Raw genomic sequence first — 18,807 nt, 5'->3', positions numbered from 1 at the left:
ACTGGAGAGACGGGTCCCTAGAATCCGCCGGCCGTCTGGTTGGCGTCGACCTCGGACCCCGCCTGCGCGCGGCGCGCGCTGTTGACCAATTGCCCCGGCCGGTCATCGCGGTTCGGCTTCGCGGTCGCAAGTCGCAGCACGGCTGCGTAACTCGGTTGCACCTCCATGCGGCCCGCATGCCGGCTCTCGCTCAGCAGGCGGTGCACCTTGGGCAGATTGTAGCAGGGCACGTAGAACAGGAGATGATGTTCGAGGTGGTAGTTCACGTAATACGGCGCGATGAACAGACGCTCGAAGAAATTGGCGTACGTGGTGCGGGTATTGCGCAAGGGATCGCTGCTGTCGGGCACGACCGCGTGCTCGGCAATGTTGCGGATGCGGGTGATGACCATCATCCAGGTCAGGAGCGGCACCAGCCATAGCAGCGGATAGGCCCACCACACGCCGGCGGCCGTGAGCGCGGCGAACATCGCGCCATTGACCAGACATTGCGGGCCGAGCTTCTCCCAAAAATGCGCCGCGCGCTGTCGCAACGGCCAGTCCTTCGGCCCCAGCGCATTGAGCAACTGCGCCTTGCGCTGCTGGTAGCCGGTCTGCCCGGCGAGATCGCGAATGAACTTGCGGCGATAGCTGAGCTTCGTGATCGGAAACGGCGCCGACAGCACGAGATCGGGATCATTCTCCTGCTGCGTGCGCGCATGATGCTGAAGGTGATAGCGCCGGTAGCTGCGCGTCTCCGCAAACAGAGGATAGGCACAGAACCACTGGCTCAAGGTCAGATTGGTTTTCTCGTCGGCGGACAGGCAGCCATGCGCGCCGTCATGCATGAGGATCGCGAGCCCGAGCTGGCGCGAGCCGATGATGGCGACCGCGACAATATAGGTGATCGGATTGGGCCACCACGCGACCAAGGCGATTGCGGCGAGGATGAGCGCCCAGGCGTGCGCGATCAGCGCGACGCCTTTCCAGGTCACGCGCCGGCGCACGTCGGCAAGTTGATCGTCGGTCAGGAAATCGCGGGCACGCATGCGAAGCGCAGTCATGGCCTAACTCTCCTCATTCGAATTGCTCGATGCGTCGCGCGCGTCGACGAGGCGCAAGCGCGCAGCGTCATGATTGGATTTCGCTTGCTCGCCCAGCACGCGCAGCATCTCGGCGCACAGCGCCTCGGGCGAACGGCCCATGGCGTAGCCTTCGAGGATGATTCCGATGGCGACGGCCCAGAACCGCCGCGAGCTCTCATCGGGCGCGCGCAGGGAGCGCCAGCCGTGCCGCGCGACCTGGCTCGCATAGGCCCGCGCACCTTCACTGTGCAGGCGCTCGATGGTGCGCTCGACCAGCGGCGCGAGATCCTGGCGCCGCCGCGTCAGCGTCAGCGCCTCGGCGAAGAAGGCGACCGAATCGCTAGCTGTGACGGTCTCGGCCAGCGCGTGGGTATAATCCTGCGGCGTGCGCGCCTTCAGCGCCGCCTGCTCGGTCGCCCGCGCCAGGTACAGCAGTTCGCGGCAGGCGCATTCGACGAACAGCGCCTCTTTGGTGCGGAAATAATAGGTGATCTGGCTCGGGAATGCGTTCGCAGCGGCTGCGATGTCGGTGATCGCCGTACCCGACAGCCCCCGCTCCCGAAACAGCGGGCTCGCGGCATCCAGCAGCAGCGAGCGCATTTTGCGGCCGGCCGACCGCGTGGCGCGGGCGGCGTGCTTGGGGTCGCCTGCCGCCTCGAGCGGCTCATGGGCCGGCTTTTCTGCCATTGGGGTTCGCTCCCGTTAGACTTATTTGTATGACATACAAACAAATAAATCAAGCCGGTATGGTGGTCCGCGGTGGTTCCAGCCGCCCGCATCGGGACCATCCGCGCCGAAACCGCCGCCTGCAACCTTGCCAAGCCAGCCGAAATCCGTATAACGCGCCCATCCGCAGACCCCGGCCGGGAGCTGAACGGACGGTCTCAGCAAATCATTCGTGATTTTGGTGTGGCAGGGCCAGTCGGCCCGTCGTCCCGTGTTTCCGCCTTCTGAGCTTAATCCCAGAGTCCTTTCCGAAGGCCTCTTAAGGGCTTGACGCCGGGCGATGCGCCAACATGAGGAAAGGACTTCCATGGCTCTCTATGAGCATGTTTTTCTCGCGCGCCAAGACGCGAGCACGCAGCAGGTCGAAGAGCTGACTGCGCAGATGACCGGCATCGTCGAAGGTCTCGGCGGCAAGGTCACCAAGACTGAGAATTGGGGCGTACGCTCCCTCACCTACCGCATGAACAAGAACCGCAAGGCGCATTTCGTGCTGCTCAACATCGACGCGCCGTCCGCGGCGATCGCCGAGATCGAGCGCCAGGAGCGCATCAGCGAAGACGTGATCCGCTATCTCAGCGTTCGCGTCGAGGAACTCGAGGAAGGCCCGTCCGCGATGATGCGCAAGGCCGATCGTGACCGCGAGCGTGACGACCGTGGCGGCGGCTTCCGTGGCGATCGCGAAGGCGGTGGCTTCCGTGGCGACCGCGAGGGTGGTTTCCGTGGTGGCGATCGTGAAGGTGGCGGCTTCCGCGGTGACCGCGGTCCGCGCCGTCCGCGCGAAGACGTTGAAACCACCACCACCACCACGACGGATGGGGAGTAAGAACAATGGCTGAAGCCGGTGCACGCCGCCCGTTTTTCCGTCGCCGCAAGAGCTGCCCGTTCACGGGCGCGAATGCTCCGAAGATCGACTACAAGGACTCCAAGCTGCTGATGCGCTACGTCTCCGAGCGCGGCAAGATCGTGCCGAGCCGCATCACCGCGGTGTCCGCGAAGAAGCAGCGTGAGCTTGCCCGCGCCATCAAGCGCGCGCGGTTCCTAGGCCTGCTGCCCTACGTCATTCGCTAAGACGAATACGGCCGGCGACGACATCGCCGCCGGCCGTACGACCTAGTTTCTCATAAGGCTTCCGGATCGTCCGGTCGCCGATGGTTGGGGCGAGATGCCTCTAACCGCTCGAAGGGAGCGGGACAGCTGATGATGGCCTTTGGACTGATAGCCCTGATCGCCGGCGCTGCGTCGGCCCTGATGTTCGCCTCGATCGCTTCGGGCGCGCTGATCTCGCTCGTCCTGTTCTATCTCGCACCGCTGCCGCTGATGGTCGCTTCGATCGGCTGGGGACCGCTTTGCGCGACCCTCGGCGGCATCGCCGCCGCGGTTGGCCTCGGCGCCCTGTTCGGCCTGCCCTACTGCATCGCCTTTGCCCTCACCGTCGCATTGCCGGCCTGGTGGCTCGGCCATCTCGTCCTGCTCAGCCGGCAGGTCGGACCCGCCGCGCCGGAGGCCGCCACTGAGCCAGCGCTCGAGTGGTATCCGGTCGGCCGCATCCTGCTGTGGATCGCAGGCTTCGCCACACTGACCACGATCGCCGCCCTGCTCACGATCGGCACAGACGCCGAGACCATCACGGGCACGCTGCGCCGTGGCCTGATGCGCCTCCTCCGAGCCGCCGACCCGCAGAGCTCCGGCGAGACCGACCAATTCGTCGGCGCACTGGTGCGGATCTTGCCGGCCGGCGCCACCATCGTCGCGATGATGACGCTGACCCTCAACCTCTGGCTCAGCACCAAGGTGACGGCGACGTCCGGCCGGCTGCGGCGCCCCTGGCCGGACCTGATGACGGCGGAGCTGCCGCCGATGACGCTCGTGGCGCTCTGCATCGCGCTCGCCTTCTGCTTCACCGGCGGACTGCTTGCGATCGTGGCGCAGATCGCGACGGCGGCGCTAATGATGGGATACGCACTGACCGGCTTTGCCGTGTTGCATACGCTGACGCTGGCGCTGAAGAGCCGCACATTCTGGCTCGGCTCGACCTACGCCGTCGTGGTCGTGTTCGGATGGCCCGTCATCGCGATGGTGATCCTCGGCCTTGCCGACGCCGTGTTCGGCCTCCGCGAACGCTTCCTTCGTACGCGCCAGCCACCGCCGCTGCCGACCTCTTGAGTTCAAGTCCGAAAGTTCAAGTTCGAAATTCCAACTCACTCAACACATCAAAGGAGAACGAATATGGAAGTCATTTTGCTGGAACGCGTCAATAAGCTCGGTCACATGGGCGAAGTCGTGAAGGTTCGCGACGGCTATGCCCGCAATTTCCTGCTCAAGCGCGGCAAGGCGCTGCGCGCCACCGCCGACAACCGTGCCAAGTACGACGGCATGAAGGCCGAGCTCGAGGCTCGCAACCTTGAGTCCAAGGGCGAGGCGTCCAAGGTCGCCGAGAAGATCCAGGGCAAGAACATCATCGTGATCCGTCAGGCTTCGGAAGCCGGCCAACTGTTCGGCTCGGTCAACGTGCGCGACATCGTCGTGGCGTTCGAAGCCGACGGCGTTTCACTGTCCCGCCCGCAGGTTCAGCTCGACGCGCCGATCAAGACCATCGGCAAGCACACCATCACGGTCGCCATCCACCCCGAGGTCGAGATCGAGATCAGTGTCACCGTGGCGCGCAGCCAGGACGAGGCCGAGCGCATCAACCGCGGCGAGGACATCTCGAGCCGTAACGAAGACCGGGATGCTGCGGCCGAAGCGATTGCAGCCGCCGGCGAGTTCTTCGACCCCGAAGCCCAGCAGGACGACGCCGAGCCGGCACCGGCTGCTGACGAGACCGAGAAGTAAGCCTCGCGCTCGTTCGCGCAGGCTTTCGAAGCCCGGTCGCCTCAGGCGGCCGGGCTTTTCGTTGTGGCAGCAACGTCCTCGCTCAGCATCGCGATCGAGGCGAGCGCCGTTGCCGGTTGCTTCTCGACGCCGTCGCTGACGCAGAAAACGTCGGCGACGACCGCGGAGACCTGACGCCCCGGCTTGATCACGTTTCTCGCTGACCGCGGGCGACAACAGATTGAGCTTGTACCCAAGACGACGAAGGCCGCGCGAGAGCGCGGCCTTCGCATGTCCAAAAATGTGGTCGCCTATCGCGAAATCGGCGGCGTCGGCGGACCGGACGATTCGGCCGGCGCTGGCGGGGCCGCAGCGGTCGCGGGCGCCGGATCCTGCGACTTCGCTGGCGGTTCGGATTTCACGGCGGGCTTGGGAGCAGCCTCTTCCGCCGCCTTGGGCGCAGCTGGCTCGGCGGGCTTCGCGGCGGGCGGTGCCGCCGGCGTCACCTGCGGCACCGGATCGGGCCGCAACGCCGGAGCTTCGCTGCCGCGCGGCTCCACCTTGGCGCTTTCCGGCTTGGCCTCGGCGGGCTTCTCGGACGGCTTGCTGCCTTCGGGTTTGCTGCCTTCGGATTTAGCCTCGCCGGAATCCACCTTCGCAGTCTCGGGCTTTGTCTCGGGCTTGGACTCGACGTTCGGCTCGCTCTTCTTGTCGTCTGCTGTCGGCGCCGCGGCATCGACCTTCGGCGCCTCATCACTTCCCGGCTTGCCGCGCTTGCCGAGACGCTTCGCCTTGCGCCCTTCGGGTGCAGCCTGGCCCTCGGGCTTCGCGCCGTCCTTCGTTCCTTCTTCGGCCGGCCGCGCAGCGCGCTTCTGACGCGCGCCCTCGGCCGCGGGAGCGGCACCCTCGCCTTCCGGCTTGGCGGATTCCTGGGAACGTTGCCGGCGGCCCTGATGTTCAGGGGACTGCGCGGGATTGGTAGCGGCTTCCTTGTCCTTGGCGCCGTCCTTCTTGTCCTTGCCGTCCTTGGCCTGGTAGCGGGTGTCGGTGGCTCCGTTGGAGACCAGGTAAGAGGCAAGCACGCCGGCCATGTCGGGGCTGGTCGTGTAATGCTGACGCAGGAAGCCCGGCAAGGAGCCCGGCGCCACCGTCTTCAACAGGCCGCGCGGGCTCTTGTGACATGCATTGCAGGTCTGCGCGAAAAGCTGGGATGGGGCCTTGCCGGCCTCGAGGTTCGTCGCCTGCGCGAGAACGGTGTCGGTCGCGCCGAAGCCGATCAGAAGCAAGACCATCGCGAGGCTGAGCGCTCGGCTCGACATTCCCATCATCTCCATTGAATTCCGAGAGGTGCAGCCGGCAGGCGGCGCCGCAGCGGGTCACCTTTTATCCGATTGAGCCGCGAATGGAAGCAGGCTCCGCGCGCAAGGATGTGATTAAGCGGTTTTGGAATATCCGCTTTGAGCACAGCGCAATAGCGGGCCCGGGACATCTCCCTAGATCTAGATGCAAACGCATAGGAACCGCTGAGATGCCCGGGCGTAGGGTGTGAAGGCCGGGTTAGTCGCATCTCTTCGGGTTCGCTCGAGAGGATGGGTGCCGATGGATCGATTGTTGCGTCAATTCCTGTCTCAATTCATCCGCCGCGGGTCGATGACGGTGACCACGGCGAAGGGCTCGAAGTTCACCGTCGGCGATGGCTCGGGCAAACCGGTCGCAGTCCGCTTCGTCACCGCGGACGCAGAGCGGAAGATCCTCGTCAATCCCGAGCTCGGGCTTGGCGAGGCCTACATGGACGGCGAGTTCGTCGTCGAGCACGGCACCATAGCTGATGCCCTCGCGATCCTGCTCGATCAACCCGATCTATTGCCGCACTGGGCAAAACCCTGGTGGCACCTGCGCTATCTGGTGCGGCACCTGAAGCAGTTCAATCCGCGCCCGCGCTCCCGCAGCAACGTCGCACACCATTACGATCTCGATGCGAGGCTCTATTCGCTCTTCCTCGATGCCGACAAGCAATATAGCTGCGCCTATTTCGAGACGCCGGAGAGCACGCTCGACGATGCGCAGCTCGCCAAGAAACGGCACATCGCCGCAAAGCTGCTCGTCAGCGACGGCCAGCGCGTCCTCGACATCGGCTCGGGCTGGGGCGGACTTGGGCTCTATCTCGCCGAGATCGCAGGTGCTGACGTCACCGGCGTCACGTTGTCGACCGAGCAGTTGCAGATCGCCAATGCGCGCGCAGCCGAAAAGGGCCTGACCAGATCGGCCAAATTCCTGCTTCAGGACTATCGCGACATCGCCGGCCCGTTCGACCGCATCGTCTCGGTCGGCATGTTGGAGCATGTCGGCGCCCGCTTCTACGACACCTACTTCCGGCGCTGCGCCGAGTTGCTGGACAAGGACGGCGTCATGCTGCTGCACTCGATCGGCCGTTCGCAGGGCCCGGATTCCACCAATCCCTGGATCGCCAAATACATCTTTCCCGGCGGCTACATCCCCGCCCTCTCGGAGGTGCTGCCGGCGATCGAGCGGGCAGGCCTGCTGGTCTGCGACATCGAGATTCTGCGTCTGCATTACGCCGAAACGCTGAAGGCATGGCGCGAGCGCTTCATGGCGCGGCGCGAAGAAGCCGTGCAGCTGTATGACGAGCGCTTCGCGCTGATGTGGGAATTTTATCTGGCAGCCAGCGAGATGACCTTCCGCAAGCAGGATATGATGAACTTCCAGATCCAACTCACACGGCGTCAAGGCGTCGTGCCGACGACACGCAACTACATCGCGCGTGAAGAAGCCCGGCTGCGGGCCGTCGAAGCCGGCGCCACGCCGAGGTTGAAGCTGGCTGGTGAATAAGTCCTAGTGGCGCAGGGTCGAAATCGGAGCGGACGGGTAAGAGGCCGTTAAGGCCAATTGCATCCGCAGTGCCTTCAGGATTTCAGGGGCGACCGGTTCCCGACGCACTTCCGGCCGCTCAGCGTGCTCCATGGCCGCGATCAGCCCCGACAGCCAAAGTCGGCTGCCTGCTTCGCTTCGCCAATTCCGGGGCTGCCGTTCTGGCCGCATCGCTTGCCTCGTTCCCTGGTGGCAGGTCGGGAAACAACCCCCCGCCTGCTAACCCGTTCCGGCTGTACCCCCGAAAGAATCCGGGGAGATGTGATCTGCTTCACATAAGTCTCGTCGGCCCTGGCTTAGACCGTCGCCATGAGCAACGAGACCAAAACCTCATTCGACGTGCAGGACGACCTCCGCACCGATTACGCCCTGATCGCTACCGGCGTCGGGGCGGCCCTGGTTGCACTGGTCTACCTCCTGCTGGTCTGAACCGAGCTGAAAGCGCCCAGCGTGCGTTATTTCGCGCGCGTCTCGATGGGTCTGCCCGTACCCACATTAGGTTCACTTCATCCGGCGTTTTCCGTGGCGCGGTAGCCGCCACTTCCAGGCCGCGAGCTAGTTCCACCAAAATCCGTCAAGCGCGGCGCGTGCTGCGGCGGCCAATCATCCACCATTTTAATGATCGGTTGATAGCGGCGAGCTTTTGCTTCCGCTTTGGTCTGAGGCGGCGCTTTATCCCGGCCCCGCATCCGCCCCAGAAAATTGCTATCGCTCGCCCATGGCCCTGACTGATTCGAACGTTCTCAAACTCGCGCCCGAAGCCGGAACCCCCGCCTATCGAAGCGCGCCGCATAATATTGAAGCGGAACAGAGCCTTCTGGGCGCGATCCTGGTCAACAACGACGCGTTTTACCGCGTCTCCGATTTCCTGGAGCCGAAGCATTACTTCGAGCCGCTGCACCAGACCATCTTCGAGACTGCCTCGAGCCTGATCCGGATGGGCAAGATCGCGACGCCCGTCACACTGAAGACCTTCCTGCCCGCCGACACCGATATCGGCGGCATGACCATCGGGCAATATCTGGCGCGCCTCGCCGCCGAAGCGACCACCATCATCAATGCGCAGGATTATGGGCGCACCATCTACGATCTGGCATTGCGGCGCGACCTGATCGGCATCGGCGAGGACATGGTCAATGTCGCCTACGACGCCCCGGTCGACTTCGCGCCGCGGGCGCAGATCGAGGACGCCGAGCGCCGCCTCTACGAACTCGCCGAATCCGGCCGCTACGACGGAGGCTTCCAGAAATTCTCGCAGGCGCTGACGCTTGCGGTCGATCTGGCCGCAAAAGCGTTCCAGCGCGACGGAAAGCTGTCGGGCATCTCGACCGGCCTGCGCGACCTCGACACCAAGATGGGCGGATTGCAGCACTCCGACCTCATCATCGTCGCCGGCCGTCCCGGCATGGGCAAGACGTCGCTTGCAACCAATATCGCCTACAACGTCGCCCGGGCCTATGTCGGTGAACTCCAGGCCGACGGCACCATGAAGGCAGCCCATGGCGGCGTCATCGGCTTCTTCTCCTGCGAAATGTCGGCCGACCAGCTCGCCACGCGTATCGTGGCCGAGCGCACCGGCATTCCCTCCTCGTCGATCCGCCGCGGCGGCATCTCGGAGGCCGATTTCGAGAAGATCCGCGAAGTCTCGATCGAGCTGCAGTCGCTGCCGTTCTATGTCGACGAGACCGGCGGTCTCTCGATTGCGCAGCTCATGGCCCGCGCCCGCCGGCTGAAGCGGCAGAAGGGCCTCGACCTCATCGTCATCGACTACATCCAGCTCTTGTCGGGTTCGGGCAAGCGCAGCGAAAACCGCGTGCAGGAAATCACCGAGATCACGACCAGTCTGAAAGCGCTCGCCAAGGAACTGAGCGTGCCCGTGATTGCGCTCTCGCAGCTCTCGCGCCAAGTCGAGTCGCGCGACGACAAGCGGCCGCAGCTGTCGGACCTGCGCGAATCCGGCTCGATCGAGCAGGACGCCGACGTCGTACTGTTCGTCTACCGCGAGGAATATTATCTCGGAAACAAGGAGCCGCGCCCGGGCACACCCGAGCACGAAAAATGGCGCCTGGACATGGATCTTGCGCATGGCAAGGCCGAAGTCATCATCGGCAAGCAGCGCCATGGCCCGACCGGCACCGTCGATCTGGCCTTCGAAGCGTCGATCACACGGTTCGGCGACCTTGCGCCGGACAGCCAGGTACCCGACCGCAGCGGCGGCGACTACTGAGTTCCCTGGGTTGAACCTGACCGTCCTCTTGCGTAAAACGGCGCCATGACAATGGCGTCCGACCCGAAAATCATCCCGCAATCCGGCCTTCTCTCCGCGGAGGCCAATCAGGCTGCCGCGCTCGCGACCTTCGGTGGCGTGCTCACGGTCGATCTCGATGCCATCATCGCCAATTGGCGCAAGCTCGAGAAGACGGCGGTGCCGGCCGAATGCTCGGCGGTGATCAAGGCAGACGCCTATGGCTGCGGCGCCGAGCAGGTCGCGCGTGCCCTGAACAAGGCCGGCTGCAAGACCTTCTTCGTCGCCACCATCGAAGAAGCGCGCAAGGTGCGTGCGGCGGTGCCAGAGCCCACGATCTACGTGCTCGGCGGCTATTTCCAGAACACCGGCGAGCACTACGCCCAGATCAACTGCCGCCCCGTGATCGGCGATCTCAACGAACTCGCCGAATGGGACGTATTCTGTCGGCGCACCGGCTGGACCGGTGGCGCCGCCATCCACATCGACACCGGCATGAACCGGCTCGGCCTGACGCTTGCGGAAGCGCAGGCCATCATCCCCCGCATCAACGCCGGCGATCACGGCATCACGCTGGTGATGAGCCATCTGGTTGCGGCCGAGCAGCTCAACAGCCCGGTGAACGCCAAGCAACTCGCGGCCTTCCGCGGCATCGCCAGCGAATTCTCCGGCGTGCCGGCGGCGCTCGCCAATTCGTCCGGCGTCTTCCTCGGCGCGCCCTTCCAGTTCGACATGGTGCGGCCGGGCGCCGCGCTCTACGGCGTCAACCCGACGCCGGAGGCCGACAATCCGATGCAGCCGGTGATCGATCTCAAGGCCCGCATCGTGCAAATCCGCAATGTCGAGCGTGGCGAGAGCGTCGGCTATGGCGGCACCTGGACCGCACGGCGGCCGACGAAACTCGCAATCATCGCGGTCGGTTATGCCGACGGCTATTTCCGCGCGGCAAGCTCCAATGACGGCACCCGCGGCGCCGAGGTCATCGTCGCCGGCAAGCGTTGCCCTGTCGCGGGCCGCGTTTCGATGGACCTGATCGCGATCGACATCACCGATCTGCCGCCGAACGCGGCGCGGCGCGGCCACATGGTGACGCTGCTCGGCGAGGGCATCACCGTCGACGAGCTCGCGCATCATTTCGGAACGATCGGCTACGAGGTGCTGACCAGCCTCGGCCGCCGCTACGCCCGCATCTACAAAGGCGGGAATGTGGTGGAGCCGCTGGCCAAGCCGGCTCCCGCGCAGGCAGTCGAGCAGCAGGCGCCCGCTCCGCCACCGATCGAACAGCCCGCAAGCCCGCCGCCGCTGCGGGGCTGAGCGGCGCGCCGCTTACTTCTTCTTCCTGCTGTCCAGCGCCGTCTTGCAAGTTGCGCTGAGCTGATCGCGCTTGCCGTTGAGGCAGGCGACGATGCCGCCCCCCGGCGCAAGGCCGGCGCAGAATTTGTCATAGTCCGCCTTGCACGCGCCGCGCGGATCGGATGATTGTGCCGAGGCGCCCCCGGAGAACGCAACGGCGACGGCTATGACGGCAAAGCTCAACTTGGACATTGTTTCTCCGGAAGCGGAAGGCAGGAGCCGGTAGCTCTACATGAAGATCGCGACGTTCAACATCAACAACATCAATCGCCGCCTGCCCAATCTGTTGGCATGGATGCGAACGGCGAAGCCCGATGTCGTCGCACTTCAGGAGTTGAAGGCAAGTGATGGCGAATTTCCGGCAGCCGCGATCGAAAAGTCTGGTTACGGCGCTGTGTGGTGTGGACAGAAGACCTGGAACGGCGTCGCGATTCTGGCCCGCAATGCCGAGCCCGTTCTCACCCGCGATCGCTTGCCGGGAAAGCCTGCCGATCACGAAGCCCGCTACATCGAGGCCGCGGTACGCGGTGTCATCGTCACCAGCATCTACCTGCCGAACGGCAATCCGCAGCCGGGACCGAAATTCGACTACAAGCTAGACTGGTTCGCGCGGCTCAAGCGCCACGCCAAAACGTTGATCAAGCAGGAGCTGCCCGTGGTGCTCGCCGGCGACTACAACGTTGCGCCTGATGAGATCGACATCTATCCGACGCGCTCGTGGGACAAGGATGCCTTGATCCAGCCGAAGAGCCGTGCGGCTTTTGCCTCGCTGCTGGCACAAGGCTGGTGTGACGCGATCCGCGAACTGCACCCGGAGCAGCGCATCTACACCTTCTGGGATTACAAGCGAAACCGCTGGCCGCGCGATGCGGGCCTGCGGCTCGATCATCTCCTGCTCAGCCCTGCCCTCGCCTCACGCCTCGCAAAAGCCGGCGTGGACAAGAAGGTTCGCGGCGAGGAAGGCGCGAGCGACCACGCACCGGCGTGGGTCGTGCTGCGCTAGGTCAAAGCCCGTAATACTCCTGCACTGTGTCCCACGCTGCTTTTTGCAGCAGCTCCACCGTCGGCGCGTCCAGTCCCATCGTGTAGGAATTGCCGACCGGCGAGCGGCCCGTCAGCGCGGCGAACGTCACGCAGGTCGCCAGATACGTGCCTGCGGGGCTCGGGTGCCGCTTGTCCGGCGCATACAGATTTAGCTCGGGCTGCAGCTTGCGCACGCGCGCGAAAGCAAGACCCGCGGGGATCACCAGCGCATCATTGGCATTGCCTGCGATCGTGTAGGCCTCGGCCAACGCTTCCGTCATCTCAGGCTTGTCGGCGTAAGCCCAGGACATGAACAGGACCGGCCGCATGCCGTGGGCGCGGACGATCTCGCTGTCCTTCCTCGCGAAGGTCGCGAACGCGTCCTTCAATTGCGGATGGATCGGGCACTGGCTGCAATCCATCATCACGACGGCGTCGTACTGCCTGCCCGGCTTGTTGAAGACGACGTTATTCTGCTCGTCGAACGAATAGGCGCCGAGGCCGCCCGCCCGCAGCAGGTTCTCCATGTCGTGCCAATCGAGGCCGGAGCCGCCGATCGTTGCCATGGTGTTGCGATAGGCCGCCTTGTTTTCAGGATACGCAGCCCGCTCCATGAAGGAGAGATGCCCGGGCATGCCGTTGTTGTAGTAAAAGAAGCTGTTGCCGACGAACAGCGCGGTCTTGGGGAAATCCGGTCCTGATGTCGTGACCTTGGGCTTGGTCTGCGCCTGGGCATGGAAGCCGACTACAACGGCCAGACACATCGCGAGCATCACTCGCGCGAAAAGACGCATCATCGGCTTCCTCCCCTTTTCTGTCGGGCGGAAACAGATCAGCTTTTCAAGAGTGCCTCAAGAGCACTGACGAGCAGCAGACATGCGCGAGAGCGCATGCTCACCATAAATTCTTGCCGTCGATCATGGTCACCGGCACGGCCTCCAGATCGAATTCGTCGAACAGGCGCGCGTTGACGGCGACCCTCGGATTGTCGAAATCGGGCTTGCCGGTCGACCAGTCCGGCGACTCCGAATAGGTACCGCAGCCGCAGCTTGCGCAGAAATGGTGTTTGACCGTGCGGCTGCCCCAGAGATAGGTCGCGACGTTCTCCGCGGGCGACAGCAGCCGAAACTGCGCCGGCGTGTAATAGGCCCACAACGCGCCGCGCTTGGCGCAAAGCGAGCAGGTGCAACGGGTCACGCTCGAGGGCGCCTCCGTCACCTCGAACACCGTCTCACCGCAATGACAGCTTGCCTCGATCGGCATGACCCGCTCTCCGTTTTGTCAGGAGATGGTCGTAGCCGGACCCTGCTGCCAACATGCTGTCAGCAGCGCGCAGCCGGCCTTGCTCCACATGCTGCGAGCACCGACTTGCCGCGCCAACCCACTAAAAACGTGAAAAACAACCCCATGCACAGTAGCCGACCGCTGGCAAATCAATGGGTTACGTATACTGCGAAACGCAGATTTTCACCGGTCGAGACACTTCGCCCGACACGCAAACCGTGCGATGGGCCAGGAGCTGACCTCGTAGGCGCCTTGCATTGGCGCCTTGTCCTCAGTTGCAGGATGGCGACGGAGGACGCGTTACTGGGCCTCGGCGATCCTCGGTCCAGGCGACGGCATCTGCGCGCGAGTTGCCGATGGCCGGTTCGACGGCGATGCCGGGTCCGGCAATCGGAAAGCGGCGTCGGCCGGCGCTCCCTGGGGTGGTCGGCGGGCAACGGTTGTCGGAAGCACGATCACTTTCGCGCCGACTTTCACGCGATCATAGAGGTCAACGACGTCCTCATTGGTCAGTCGGATGCAGCCGGACGAGACCCGCTTCCCGATCGTATCGGGCTTGTTGGTGCCGTGAATTCGATATTCGGTGTCGCCCAGATACATCGCCCGAGCGCCGAGCGGGTTGCCGGGGCCACCTGCCATGAACCGCGGCAGATAAGGCTGACGCGAGACCATCTCCGCAGGCGGATGCCAATCGGGCCATTCTGCCTTGCGAGCCACGGTCTGCTCACCGGACCATGTGAAACCTTCGCGGCCAACACCGATGCCGTAGCGCAGTGCTTGTGCGTCGTTCAGAACGAAATAGAGGAAGGTGTTCTTGGTATCGATGATCACGGTGCCCGGCGTCTGGCGGCTGGCGTAGTCAACCACCTGCCGAACAAATGCTCCGGGAACGTCGGCAGCTTTGGGCGGTTCGACCAGAGGCGCCGGGGCCGGAGGTGGAGCCGAAGCCGGAGTGGGAGGTGACGATGATGCATGAACCGGCGTTGCGACGTAAACCGGAGTTGACGACGCTTGGGCTTCGCGCGCGGACGGCTTTCGTGTCGCTTGCACGTTCGTCGGTCGAGACAGCAAACCGTACCCCAACGCGGCAACGGCCACGGCGCCGATTGCAAGTCTCGCGGCCATCGGGATTGCGAACGTCTGCGCCTTTCCGCGTTTGACCCGCTTACCCATACCTCGTCCCCCAGGTCACTATGCCCACGAGAGGTATCCAGTAAGATTTAAGAAACTTCGAAGCGATTTCGCTCAGACTGGAACTGTCGGCGATGGTTAACGCCGGGCTCTCGTCGGCAAGATTGGGTTCCCTCGCCTCGCGGATCGCCCCCGCCGCTGGCCACGTCTAAACTCTCCCGATTCGTGGAGACCGTTTTGGCTTTCCTCTTCGTCCTCATCGTCGGCCTCGTCGCAGGCACCATTTCCGGCATCGTCGGCACGGGCTCGTCGATCATGCTGATGCCGGTGCTGGTCTATGCTTACGGGCCAAAGGAGGCGGTGCCGATCATTGCGGTGGCCGCCGTCATGGCCAACTTCTCACGGATCCTGGCCTGGTGGCGCGAGGTCGACTGGCAGGCCTGCGCGGCCTATTCGGTGACAGGCATTCCAGCCGCCGTACTCGGCGCGCGGACGCTGCTGGCCCTGCCCTCGCACGCCGTCGATCTCGCCATCGGCGTCTTCCTGATCGCGATGGTGCCGGTGCGACACTGGCTGGCGCGGCACGATCTCAAGGCCAATCTCTGGCATCTGGCGATCGGCGGGGTCGTCATCGGCTATCTCACCGGCATCGTCGTCTCCACCGGCCCGCTCAGCGTCCCGCTATTCCTGTTCTATGGCTTGTCCCGGGGCGCTTTCCTCGCCACCGAAGCGGCTTCTTCGCTCGGGCTCTATGCCGCGAAATCCGTGACCTTCGAACGGTTCGGCGCGCTGACTGGCGATGTGTTCGTCAAAGGCCTGATCGCTGGATCTTCGTTGATGGCGGGCGCCTTCATCGCCAAACGCTTCGTGCTGCGCCTGAAGCCGGAGATGTTCCGCGTGGTGATGGACGCGATCATGATCGCCGCCGGCCTCTCCATGCTGTGGAATGCGGCGCAGCCGTAGCCGCGCTGCCTCAGACGGCAAACTCGGGCGCGATCGACGGGCTGTCGTCGAGGACCCGGCTGTGGTGGACCGGCCGTCCCTCGAGCCATAGCAACACGGCCTCGAGTGGCTGCGGCCGATGATAGAGAAAGCCCTGCCCGAACCTCACGCCCATCTCGCGCATGGCCTGGGCCTGCTCGGCGCGCTCGATGCCTTCGGCCACCAAAGTGAGGCCCAGCGTGCCGGCGAGCGATGCGATCACGCCAACAATCGCCTTGTCTTCCGCGCTGTCAGGGATCTCGTTGATGAAGGCCTTGTCGATCTTGACCTTGTCCAGCGGAAACCGCCTGAGATGGGCGAGCGAGCTGTAGCCGGTGCCGAAATCGTCGAGCGCGATGGTGGCACCCAGGCGCCGCAGCCGGTGCAGCGTCTCGGATGCGCTGGTCATGTTGTTGATCAGCGATCCCTCGGTGATCTCGAGCTCCAGCAATGATGCCGCGACTTCAAAGCGCGCGCAGGTCGCGCGCAGCTCGGCGGCGAACGAATGGTCGGCGAGCTCGGACGGCGGCAGATTGATCGCGATCCGGATATGCGGCCTGCCGGCCGCAGCCAGATGTTGCAGGGCGCGGCAGGCGTCGGTGAGCACATAGCGCGTCAGCCGCGCATTGTTGCCGCTGCGCTCGATCAGCGGCAAGAATTCGCCCGGACCGATCACGCCGTGTTCCGGATGGCGCCAGCGGATCAGCGCTTCCAGGCCGACGATGTCATGGCTTTCGAGATCGACCTGGCTTTGATACCAGACCTCGAATTGCCTCTCGTCGAAGCCTGTGGGAATGGCAAGTTCGAGCTCCCGGCGGCGGCGATAGTCGCGCTGAAGCGCTTCGTCGAGCACCGCGACCGTGCCGGGCGCCTTGCTCTTGGCATGGTAGAGCGCGATGTCGGCGAGCGCCGGCAGGTGCGAAAGCTCGGGATCTCCGGCACGGCGCACGGCAAGACCGATGCTGGCACGCGGCACGACCTGCTTGTCGTGAAGCCGGATCGGCTCGGAAATCGCATCCAGCAAGTGGCGCGAAAACTTGTGCGCGGCCTCCTCGTTGCTGACCTCGGGTCGAATGACGACGAATTCATCGCCGCCGAGCCGCGCCACCCAATCTTGCGGTTCGACCGCACCACGAAGGCGCTCGGAAATGTGCACCAGGAACTTGTCGCCGGAATCATGGCCAAAGGTGTCGTTGATACCCTTGAAGTCGTCGAGATCGATGAAGCAGAGCGCGATCAGCGCGTCCGGCGAGCCGGCATCGTGACTCAGGGTCACGAGGTGCTCGGATAGCGAGCGGCGATTGGGCAGCCCCGTGAGCGGATCGTGCGCGGCCATGTGCCCGAGCCGGTCGAGCGCACCCGACGTCGTGTGCTGCATGGCGTTGAAGGCATGCGCGAGCTGACCGAACTCGTTTGAGGACTTGACTTCCGCCGGATAGGCGCGGCCATCCTGCTTGCTGCGCTGGATCGCGGACATCATTGCCGCCAGCGGCCTGCCGATGAAGAGGTTGGCGGAGATCCGCATGGCGATCAGGGTCGCAAACGTTGCCAACAGGCCAACGACCAACAGCAGCACCAGACGGCTGCCCGTGTCCGCATAGAGCGCCGCATGCGAATATACGATCGCGATGCGGCCGGCCTGCACCGCCATGTTGCCATTGCTGTAGTTGATCGGACGCGAGATCTCCGCGACCGCCTGCCCCGCCGGGCGCGCCACCACGCGGGCAATCGCGATTCCGGTATCGTCGTAAACGGCCGCCGCGGCGATGCTCTCGTCGTGCATGATCTCGTTGAGCACGCTCGTGACCTGGTCGTAGCGCATCTTCCAGAGCGGTTCGGCGATCAGCTCGGCGCGGCTCTCCGCGACGCGGGCGATGCGCGCGTCGAGCTGCCTGATCTGCGACCAGAAGCTCGAGGCCTCGACGCCGGCGGAGGCGAGCAATTGCACCAGCAACAGAACGGGGACGGTGGCCCAGATCATCGCGCGGACGACCGAGCGCAAGCGCGGCGGCACCGCCTGCTGCTTGCGATCCGGATCGGTCATGTCGTCGGCGTTTCGCATCAGTCGGCAGCACCTTCCACAGGAGTCAGCGACGAGATCAGCGCATCGACGGAGAAGTCGTACTGGCCGCAGCGCCCTGTCTTGGCCCTGAAACGCGCGAAATCGATCCGGTCGAAGGCACGCGTGGTGATGAGGTCACCAACCGCAGCGAGGTTGTCGCGCGTGATGGCGGACGTCTTGACCTCGACACGGGGTGATACGTCCGCAAAATCGCAGCCATCGGCGTAGTCGCGCAAGAGAACGATCGACCAGCCACCGAGCAGGAAGTGCCCACCGTCGGTCAGGAGCAGGCGGCCCGCCTTGATCTCGCGCAGCGCATCCTCCGACCAGTTGAGGCCGACCAATTGGATGTTCCACCCGGGCTTGAGGCCGGCAGCGATCACCGCGCGAAGCGCCCCGAGCGCCATCGGATCGTTTCCGGCCCATATGCCCGCAGGCCGGATCTCCTTGCGCGCGGCCCAGCTCAGATAGTTCGTGGTGACATGCTCGGCCTCCGACTGGGTCCAGTTGGCGAACAGCATCCGATCCACCACGACGTCGGGCGCTGTGTCCACCGCGAGCTTGAGACCCGCGTTGCGGGCGATCGAGGCCGGCGTGATCTCGTCGCCACCGATGCCGAGAATGTGGATCTTGCCGTCCGGGCTCTGCCATTTCTCGGCACGCGCCGCGTCGATCAGGGCATTGGCCATCCGCGCGCCCGCGGTCTGAAGATCCGTCGTGATGTCGCCGAGCCAGGTCTTGAGCTTTTGACGCGGCGGTCCAAGACGCGCCGCATCGTCGCCGATCAGCGTGTTCGAGAGCAGCAGCGTCCTGATCCCGGCGGCCTCGGCTGCCTCCATGATCGGGACGGCGGCGGATTCCTCGTTCGAGAGAATGAGAAAGTCGGGCTTGTCGCTGCGTGCCACCACGCCGAACCCGAGCTCCTGCATGGTGCGGTAATTGCGCTCGCTGGTCAGCACCTCGACATGCACGCCGAGCTTGCGGCCGGCGGCCTGCATGGTCAGCGAAACCATGTCCCAATAGACCTCGCCGGTCTTGCCCGGGTTGACGAAGACGACGTTGAGACGATTCGCATCGGCCGCAATAGCGCCGCCAGACGGCATCACAACGCCGCAGGCGATGCCGAAAGCCAGCAATATCCGCAAGAGTCCGGTCATTCGTTTCGCCATCCCGTATCGGTTCCGAAACTGGACCCGCGTCCGCTAATATTTGGCAAAGTCCGGCCGGACGCGGCGGCA

18 protein-coding genes and 1 pseudogene are annotated in these 18,807 nt (G+C 64.5%); 9 read left to right on the top strand and 10 right to left on the bottom strand.

The window, feature by feature from the left end; all coding sequences use genetic code 11:
* Positions 1–17: 17 nt before the first annotated feature.
* On the bottom strand, positions 18–1,043 hold the full coding sequence (locus ABIB90_RS27135) for a fatty acid desaturase family protein (protein WP_354163516.1): 1,026 nt from the start codon (positions 1,041–1,043) through the stop codon (positions 18–20).
* Positions 1,044–1,046: 3 nt separating this feature from the next.
* Entirely contained in the window at positions 1,047–1,751 is a 705-nt protein-coding gene (locus ABIB90_RS27130; RefSeq protein WP_354163518.1) for a TetR/AcrR family transcriptional regulator C-terminal domain-containing protein, read from the bottom strand.
* 346 nt (positions 1,752–2,097) lie between these two features.
* Between ABIB90_RS27130 and rpsF the strand changes: the two genes are divergently transcribed.
* From rpsF to rplI, 4 genes are all read left to right on the top strand, one after another.
* Positions 2,098–2,613, top strand: a complete 516-nt coding sequence (gene rpsF, locus ABIB90_RS27125) for a 30S ribosomal protein S6 (RefSeq protein WP_007592015.1) — start codon at positions 2,098–2,100, stop codon at positions 2,611–2,613.
* Between the two features lie 5 nt (positions 2,614–2,618).
* Complete coding sequence (gene rpsR, locus ABIB90_RS27120) at positions 2,619–2,858, top strand: 30S ribosomal protein S18 (RefSeq protein WP_007592020.1); 240 nt, start codon at positions 2,619–2,621, stop codon at positions 2,856–2,858.
* Positions 2,859–2,987: 129 nt separating this feature from the next.
* Positions 2,988–3,953, top strand: a complete 966-nt coding sequence (locus ABIB90_RS27115) for a hypothetical protein (protein ID WP_354163522.1) — start codon at positions 2,988–2,990, stop codon at positions 3,951–3,953.
* Positions 3,954–4,016: 63 nt separating this feature from the next.
* The gene (gene rplI, locus ABIB90_RS27110; RefSeq protein WP_354163524.1) at positions 4,017–4,622 is read left to right on the top strand and encodes a 50S ribosomal protein L9; all 606 of its coding nucleotides are present in this window, start codon (positions 4,017–4,019) and stop codon (positions 4,620–4,622) included.
* 41 nt (positions 4,623–4,663) lie between these two features.
* Here the strand turns inward: rplI and ABIB90_RS27105 are convergent.
* Positions 4,664–4,886, bottom strand: a pseudogene (locus ABIB90_RS27105) (PaaI family thioesterase); the annotation flags it as partial.
* Between the two features lie 26 nt (positions 4,887–4,912).
* Positions 4,913–5,920 carry a hypothetical protein gene (locus ABIB90_RS27100; protein WP_354163526.1) on the bottom strand — a complete coding sequence of 336 codons (1,008 nt, stop codon included), beginning with the start codon at positions 5,918–5,920 and terminating at the stop codon, positions 4,913–4,915.
* A 280-nt stretch (positions 5,921–6,200) separates the two neighbouring features.
* On the opposite strand from ABIB90_RS27100, the gene ABIB90_RS27095 reads away from it, so the two are divergent.
* The 3 genes from ABIB90_RS27095 (at position 6,201) to alr (ending at position 11,049) form a co-directional block, all read left to right on the top strand.
* Positions 6,201–7,451 carry a cyclopropane fatty acid synthase gene (locus ABIB90_RS27095; protein WP_354163528.1) on the top strand — a complete coding sequence of 417 codons (1,251 nt, stop codon included), beginning with the start codon at positions 6,201–6,203 and terminating at the stop codon, positions 7,449–7,451.
* 757 nt (positions 7,452–8,208) lie between these two features.
* Positions 8,209–9,717, top strand: coding sequence for a replicative DNA helicase (locus tag ABIB90_RS27090; protein ID WP_219683201.1), 1,509 nt, complete (start codon positions 8,209–8,211; stop codon positions 9,715–9,717).
* Between the two features lie 51 nt (positions 9,718–9,768).
* Positions 9,769–11,049 carry an alanine racemase gene (gene alr, locus ABIB90_RS27085; RefSeq protein ID WP_354163919.1) on the top strand — a complete coding sequence of 427 codons (1,281 nt, stop codon included), beginning with the start codon at positions 9,769–9,771 and terminating at the stop codon, positions 11,047–11,049.
* A 12-nt stretch (positions 11,050–11,061) separates the two neighbouring features.
* On the opposite strand, the gene ABIB90_RS27080 is transcribed toward alr, so the two are convergent.
* Positions 11,062–11,280: a hypothetical protein gene (locus ABIB90_RS27080; protein ID WP_354163530.1), complete on the bottom strand. Its 219-nt coding sequence runs from the start codon at positions 11,278–11,280 to the stop codon at positions 11,062–11,064.
* Between the two features lie 40 nt (positions 11,281–11,320).
* On the opposite strand from ABIB90_RS27080, the gene ABIB90_RS27075 reads away from it, so the two are divergent.
* Positions 11,321–12,091 carry an exodeoxyribonuclease III gene (locus ABIB90_RS27075; RefSeq protein WP_219683202.1) on the top strand — a complete coding sequence of 257 codons (771 nt, stop codon included), beginning with the start codon at positions 11,321–11,323 and terminating at the stop codon, positions 12,089–12,091.
* Between the two features lies 1 nt (position 12,092).
* Here the strand turns inward: ABIB90_RS27075 and ABIB90_RS27070 are convergent, their stop codons facing one another.
* From ABIB90_RS27070 to ABIB90_RS27060, 3 genes are all read right to left on the bottom strand, one after another.
* Positions 12,093–12,908: a DUF4886 domain-containing protein gene (locus ABIB90_RS27070; RefSeq protein WP_354163532.1), complete on the bottom strand. Its 816-nt coding sequence runs from the start codon at positions 12,906–12,908 to the stop codon at positions 12,093–12,095.
* Between the two features lie 97 nt (positions 12,909–13,005).
* On the bottom strand, positions 13,006–13,374 hold the full coding sequence (locus ABIB90_RS27065) for a GFA family protein (protein ID WP_007609295.1): 369 nt from the start codon (positions 13,372–13,374) through the stop codon (positions 13,006–13,008).
* Between the two features lie 321 nt (positions 13,375–13,695).
* Entirely contained in the window at positions 13,696–14,568 is an 873-nt protein-coding gene (locus ABIB90_RS27060; protein WP_354163534.1) for a L,D-transpeptidase, read from the bottom strand.
* A 195-nt stretch (positions 14,569–14,763) separates the two neighbouring features.
* On the opposite strand from ABIB90_RS27060, the gene ABIB90_RS27055 reads away from it, so the two are divergent.
* Positions 14,764–15,489 carry a sulfite exporter TauE/SafE family protein gene (locus ABIB90_RS27055; protein WP_354163536.1) on the top strand — a complete coding sequence of 242 codons (726 nt, stop codon included), beginning with the start codon at positions 14,764–14,766 and terminating at the stop codon, positions 15,487–15,489.
* Between the two features lie 10 nt (positions 15,490–15,499).
* Here ABIB90_RS27055 and ABIB90_RS27050 read toward each other — a convergent pair whose 3' ends face one another.
* Together ABIB90_RS27050 and ABIB90_RS27045 are read right to left on the bottom strand one after the other, a co-directional pair.
* Positions 15,500–17,569: a putative bifunctional diguanylate cyclase/phosphodiesterase gene (locus tag ABIB90_RS27050; protein ID WP_354163538.1), complete on the bottom strand. Its 2,070-nt coding sequence runs from the start codon at positions 17,567–17,569 to the stop codon at positions 15,500–15,502.
* Positions 17,569–18,726, bottom strand: coding sequence for an ABC transporter substrate-binding protein (locus ABIB90_RS27045; RefSeq protein WP_354163540.1), 1,158 nt, complete (start codon positions 18,724–18,726; stop codon positions 17,569–17,571). Before ABIB90_RS27045 ends, ABIB90_RS27050 begins: the two co-directional genes overlap by 1 nt.
* Between the last annotated feature and the right edge of the window lie 81 nt (positions 18,727–18,807).

Source organism: Bradyrhizobium sp. JR4.1 (assembly GCF_040548605.1).
Taxonomy (GTDB): domain Bacteria; phylum Pseudomonadota; class Alphaproteobacteria; order Rhizobiales; family Xanthobacteraceae; genus Bradyrhizobium; species Bradyrhizobium canariense.
Note: the sequence above shows the minus strand (reverse complement) of the source record. Positions and strands in the feature narration are given on the sequence as shown.

What these genes read in the sequence shown, in the direction of transcription:
- ABIB90_RS27135 (WP_354163516.1), bottom strand. Translation starts at nt 1,043, where the DNA reads ATGACTGCGCTTCGCATGCGTGCCCGCGATTTCCTGACCGACGATCAA.
- ABIB90_RS27130 (WP_354163518.1), bottom strand. Translation starts at nt 1,751, where the DNA reads ATGGCAGAAAAGCCGGCCCATGAGCCGCTCGAGGCGGCAGGCGACCCC.
- rpsF (WP_007592015.1), top strand. Translation starts at nt 2,098, where the DNA reads ATGGCTCTCTATGAGCATGTTTTTCTCGCGCGCCAAGACGCGAGCACG.
- rpsR (WP_007592020.1), top strand. Translation starts at nt 2,619, where the DNA reads ATGGCTGAAGCCGGTGCACGCCGCCCGTTTTTCCGTCGCCGCAAGAGC.
- ABIB90_RS27115 (WP_354163522.1), top strand. Translation starts at nt 2,988, where the DNA reads ATGATGGCCTTTGGACTGATAGCCCTGATCGCCGGCGCTGCGTCGGCC.
- rplI (WP_354163524.1), top strand. Translation starts at nt 4,017, where the DNA reads ATGGAAGTCATTTTGCTGGAACGCGTCAATAAGCTCGGTCACATGGGC.
- ABIB90_RS27100 (WP_354163526.1), bottom strand. Translation starts at nt 5,920, where the DNA reads ATGTCGAGCCGAGCGCTCAGCCTCGCGATGGTCTTGCTTCTGATCGGC.
- ABIB90_RS27095 (WP_354163528.1), top strand. Translation starts at nt 6,201, where the DNA reads ATGGATCGATTGTTGCGTCAATTCCTGTCTCAATTCATCCGCCGCGGG.
- ABIB90_RS27090 (WP_219683201.1), top strand. Translation starts at nt 8,209, where the DNA reads ATGGCCCTGACTGATTCGAACGTTCTCAAACTCGCGCCCGAAGCCGGA.
- alr (WP_354163919.1), top strand. Translation starts at nt 9,769, where the DNA reads ATGGCGTCCGACCCGAAAATCATCCCGCAATCCGGCCTTCTCTCCGCG.
- ABIB90_RS27080 (WP_354163530.1), bottom strand. Translation starts at nt 11,280, where the DNA reads ATGTCCAAGTTGAGCTTTGCCGTCATAGCCGTCGCCGTTGCGTTCTCC.
- ABIB90_RS27075 (WP_219683202.1), top strand. Translation starts at nt 11,321, where the DNA reads ATGAAGATCGCGACGTTCAACATCAACAACATCAATCGCCGCCTGCCC.
- ABIB90_RS27070 (WP_354163532.1), bottom strand. Translation starts at nt 12,908, where the DNA reads ATGATGCGTCTTTTCGCGCGAGTGATGCTCGCGATGTGTCTGGCCGTT.
- ABIB90_RS27065 (WP_007609295.1), bottom strand. Translation starts at nt 13,374, where the DNA reads ATGCCGATCGAGGCAAGCTGTCATTGCGGTGAGACGGTGTTCGAGGTG.
- ABIB90_RS27060 (WP_354163534.1), bottom strand. Translation starts at nt 14,568, where the DNA reads ATGGGTAAGCGGGTCAAACGCGGAAAGGCGCAGACGTTCGCAATCCCG.
- ABIB90_RS27050 (WP_354163538.1), bottom strand. Translation starts at nt 17,569, where the DNA reads ATGCGAAACGCCGACGACATGACCGATCCGGATCGCAAGCAGCAGGCG.
- ABIB90_RS27045 (WP_354163540.1), bottom strand. Translation starts at nt 18,726, where the DNA reads ATGACCGGACTCTTGCGGATATTGCTGGCTTTCGGCATCGCCTGCGGC.